This is a genomic window from Trinickia symbiotica (assembly GCF_002934455.1).
In the GTDB taxonomy this organism is placed as follows: Bacteria; Pseudomonadota; Gammaproteobacteria; order Burkholderiales; family Burkholderiaceae; genus Trinickia; species Trinickia symbiotica.
The window spans coordinates 1-3,522 of the sequence record NZ_PTIR01000051.1 but is presented as its reverse complement, the minus strand read 5'-3'; the positions used below and the strand labels follow the sequence as shown (position 1 = coordinate 3,522).

The following is a 3,522-nucleotide window of genomic DNA, read 5'->3' as shown; positions in this document are numbered from 1 at the left end:
GTCGCCCGCGACACCCTTGCCTCCGGCTAACACTTCCCCTTGCCGGGCGTGTAGAGGACTTTCACCTCCAAGTGAATGCGCCCTGCCGGGCGCACAATGAAAAAAAAGGCCCCGCCAACTACGCGGGGCCCTTCTTTCGGTTGTCGCACCCGTGCCGAATCGGACGTCAGGCCGCGGCGGGGATGACGACGACCGTGTGCTTCTTATCGATGCCTTTCGTCGTGAACTTGACGTGACCGTCGACGAGCGCGAACAGCGTATGGTCCTTGCCCATGCCGACGTTCTCGCCGGCGTGCATGCGCGTGCCGCGCTGACGCACGATGATGCCGCCCGCGTTGATCGCCTGGCCGCCGTAGACCTTCACGCCGAGGCGTTTCGACTCGGAGTCGCGGCCGTTGCGGGAAGACCCGCCTGCCTTTTTGTGTGCCATCTGATTGCTCCTTGACCCGTGCGCTTACGCGTTGATGGCGTCGATGCGCAGTTCGGTGTAGTTCTGGCGGTGGCCAGCGTGCTTCTGGTAGTGCTTCCGGCGACGCATCTTGAAGATCGTCACTTTGGGATGCCGACCGTGGGATACGACGGTAGCTTTGACGGAAGCCCCACTGACCAGCGGCGTACCGAATTGAATCGATTCGCCTTCGCCCACTGCGAGAACCTGGTCGAGCGTGATTTCAGCGTCAATGTCTGCCGGTATCTGTTCTACTTTCAATTTTTCGCCGACGGCAACCTTGTATTGCTTGCCACCGGTTTTTATGACCGCGTACATTGAGAACCTCACTCTGTTGTCTGCCGCCGCATCTTCGCTTCCTCGAGCTTCGCGGATCTGCTTCCAGACTCCGCACCTGACGCTCCGATCGGAAAACGATGCTGCACCCGACGGGCGGCGCCCCATGCACCGTGCATGGGAAACGCGTGATTATACATAGGCTTAGCTGCGCGGTCAAAAACTTGCTGGCTATCCGTCGACTGCGCGGCGAGTGTCGATACGCCCCCGAATTTCGAAGCAATGTTCCGTCGCGGCGATTCTTCACACCGTTTCGCCCCGCGCGCTGTCCGCATGGACTTCGTGCCGAAGCCAATGCGAGCAGTTCGGCCGGCACCGGTTTCACGGCGCCAGCATCATCCGGCGATCCCTCGGACGCGGTGAGAAGCCTTTATAATCCGCGGCACTACCCTATTTCTTCATCATGTCGTCGACTGCCACCTCTTCTCCCAGCGCCGCCAACCTGCTCGCCCCCATCACGGAGGACATGGAGCAGGTCAATCGCGTCATTCGGCAACGTTTGGCCTCGGAGGTGATGCTGATCAATCAGATCTCCGAATACATCATCGGAGCGGGCGGCAAGCGGCTGCGGCCGGCGCTGCTTCTGCTCGTGGCGCGCGCGCTCGGCGATACCACGGCCCATCGGCACGAGCTCGCGGCCGTCGTTGAGTTCATTCATACGGCCACGCTGCTGCACGACGATGTCGTCGACGAGTCGGACCTGCGGCGCGGCCGCAAGACGGCCAACGCGCTCTTCGGCAACGCGGCGAGCGTGCTCGTCGGCGATTTTCTCTACTCGCGTTCGTTCCAGATGATGGTGAGCGTCGGCAAGATGCGCATCATGGAGATTCTGTCGGAGGCGACGAACATCATCTCCGAAGGCGAAGTGCTCCAGCTGCTCAACATGCACGATGCCGATGTGGACGAAGGCCGCTATATGCAGGTGATTCGCTACAAGACGGCGAAGCTCTTCGAGGCGGCGGCACAGCTCGGCGCGGTGCTGGCGGGCGCGGATGCGACCACGGAGGCGGCGGCGGCCGAGTTCGGCCGGCGCATCGGCACGGCGTTCCAGATCATGGACGACTGGCTCGATTACACGGGCACGGCCGAATCGATGGGGAAGAACGCCGGCGACGACCTGCGCGAAGGCAAGCCGACGCTGCCGCTCATCTATTTGATCGAGCGCGGCACGTCCGAGCAGTCGGCGCTTGCCCGGCAAGCGATCGAGCAGGGCGGCACGGATCGGTTCGAAACGATCTACGAGGCAATTACGCGCTCGGGCGCGCTCGATCACACGCTCGAGTGCGCGCGACGCGAGGCGCAGGCCGCCGCTGCGGCGATCGCGTCGTTCCCCGAGTCCGTGTACAAGGAAAGCCTGCTGGAGCTTTGCGCGTATTCGACGGCACGGCAATCGTAGGCTGGCGAAGCGGTGGCGGTTTGCCCGCCGCCGGCGATTTCTCGATACGGCCATTCCCTTCACGCGGAAACGCTGTTAGAATGGCGGTCTTGCTCGACGGATATGCGGCTCCCATTGTCGCCGAACGTTCGCTTCGAGCGTCAAATTTCGGGGTGTAGCTTAGCCTGGTAGAGCGCTACGTTCGGGACGTAGAGGCCGGAGGTTCGAATCCTCTCACCCCGACCAGAATTTCCTTAGAAACAGCGGGCTAGATGCCCGCTGTTTTTGTTTGTGCCGGGCGTTAGTGGCAAATCGGTGGCAATCGCCACCCGTTCGCCACCGGAAAGAAAGTGGCGAGCGAGATGTGCCTGCACCTGCGGGGACTTTCGCTCTTAACGTGCGCCGGCCAAAATCATGGTCCCTCGCCCGAGGTATACCGTGCTCCGCAACCACTGGAGTACGGACCATGGCGTCCATCGAGAACCGCTCGCGCTATCAGGTCACGGTCAAGCATCGCGACGACCTCACGCAGAACTTCGCTCACAGCGCCAGGAAAAAGGCCGAGGCCTATTGCCAGTCGCTGATAGCCCAGCGACTCAAGCCGAAGCTGTCGCGCCTCGACAATTACTTCGTCGTCCGCACCCGCAGCGTGTCCAACAAAAACCAGACCCTGGTCGCCTCCAGCGAACAGGAAGCCAACGACATCAAGCAGCGGCTCGAGAGCGAGCAGCGCCACTCCCTCTTCATCGACTACGCTAGGGCAAAGAAGACCACGCTCGCGGACCTGCTGATTCGCTACCTGCGCGAAGAAGTGCCCGGCACAAGAGCTTCGAGGTCGAGGCATACAAAATCAACGGATGGCTGGACGACGCCGGCCTCGAGCGGCAGGACCTGCGAGAGATTGTGGCCAGCCACCCGAATCCGCACCCCAAGGTCGCTAACGCAACGCTGCGCAAGCCGACGGGCGCACGGATGGCACACACACCACGGCCGACGCGGGCTCTCTGGCGCAGCGTCAATCAAGCTCGACGAGATTCTCAACGAGCCGGCGGCCGAAGGTGTCGATGAGCATGCCGCTCATATCGACGTTGTTTTAATCCCGCCAAGAGCGGGCCATCCGGCAGAGTTCAACGTAAGCGCGAATTTAAGCGCACCTAGAATCGGAAGCTGAACGAGCGCAGGCTTGCGTCCGCAACTACAACTTGCGGACGCAACCGATGACACAGAACGAAGTTGATTTCCTTCCCCTGCGGGTGACCGGCGTGACGGCGGCAGGCAAGCGCAAGTTTGACGCTGAGGGTAAGCGCAAGCTGATTGACGCCTGCCTGCAGCCGGGCGCGTCAATTGCCGGACTGGCGTTGAA

The 3,522-nt window shown here is 61.9% G+C and carries 4 protein-coding genes, 1 tRNA gene and 1 pseudogene; 4 read left to right on the top strand and 2 right to left on the bottom strand.

All coding sequences use genetic code 11. The features are described 5' to 3' along the window. Positions 1-166 precede the first annotated feature (166 nt). Together rpmA and rplU are read right to left on the bottom strand one after the other, a co-directional pair. On the bottom strand, positions 167-430 hold the full coding sequence (gene rpmA / locus B0G57_RS30615) for a 50S ribosomal protein L27 (RefSeq protein ID WP_018443584.1): 264 nt from the start codon (positions 428-430) through the stop codon (positions 167-169). A gap of 24 nt (positions 431-454) precedes the next feature. Then, complete coding sequence (gene rplU, locus B0G57_RS30610) at positions 455-766, bottom strand: 50S ribosomal protein L21 (protein ID WP_018443583.1); 312 nt, start codon at positions 764-766, stop codon at positions 455-457. Between the two features lie 421 nt (positions 767-1,187). Between rplU and B0G57_RS30605 the strand changes: the two genes are divergently transcribed. The 4 genes and pseudogenes from B0G57_RS30605 to B0G57_RS30590 form a co-directional block, all read left to right on the top strand. Beyond that, on the top strand, positions 1,188-2,180 hold the full coding sequence (locus B0G57_RS30605) for a polyprenyl synthetase family protein (protein ID WP_026230209.1): 993 nt from the start codon (positions 1,188-1,190) through the stop codon (positions 2,178-2,180). Positions 2,181-2,328: 148 nt separating this feature from the next. Then, positions 2,329-2,405, top strand: a tRNA-Pro gene (locus B0G57_RS30600). Positions 2,406-2,625: 220 nt separating this feature from the next. Beyond that, positions 2,626-3,330 (top strand): hypothetical protein, encoded by a 705-nt coding sequence (locus tag B0G57_RS30595; RefSeq protein ID WP_018443580.1) that lies wholly within the window; start codon positions 2,626-2,628, stop codon positions 3,328-3,330. Between the two features lie 46 nt (positions 3,331-3,376). Then, positions 3,377-3,522: pseudogene (locus tag B0G57_RS30590) on the top strand (IS66-like element accessory protein TnpA); the annotation flags it as partial.

Excerpts from the sequence above, each read along its gene's own strand:
- rpmA (WP_018443584.1), bottom strand. The coding sequence starts at position 430 with ATGGCACACAAAAAGGCAGGCGGGTCTTCCCGCAACGGCCGCGACTCC.
- B0G57_RS30595 (WP_018443580.1), top strand. The coding sequence starts at position 2,626 with ATGGCGTCCATCGAGAACCGCTCGCGCTATCAGGTCACGGTCAAGCAT.
- B0G57_RS30605 (WP_026230209.1), top strand. The coding sequence starts at position 1,188 with ATGTCGTCGACTGCCACCTCTTCTCCCAGCGCCGCCAACCTGCTCGCC.
- rplU (WP_018443583.1), bottom strand. The coding sequence starts at position 766 with ATGTACGCGGTCATAAAAACCGGTGGCAAGCAATACAAGGTTGCCGTC.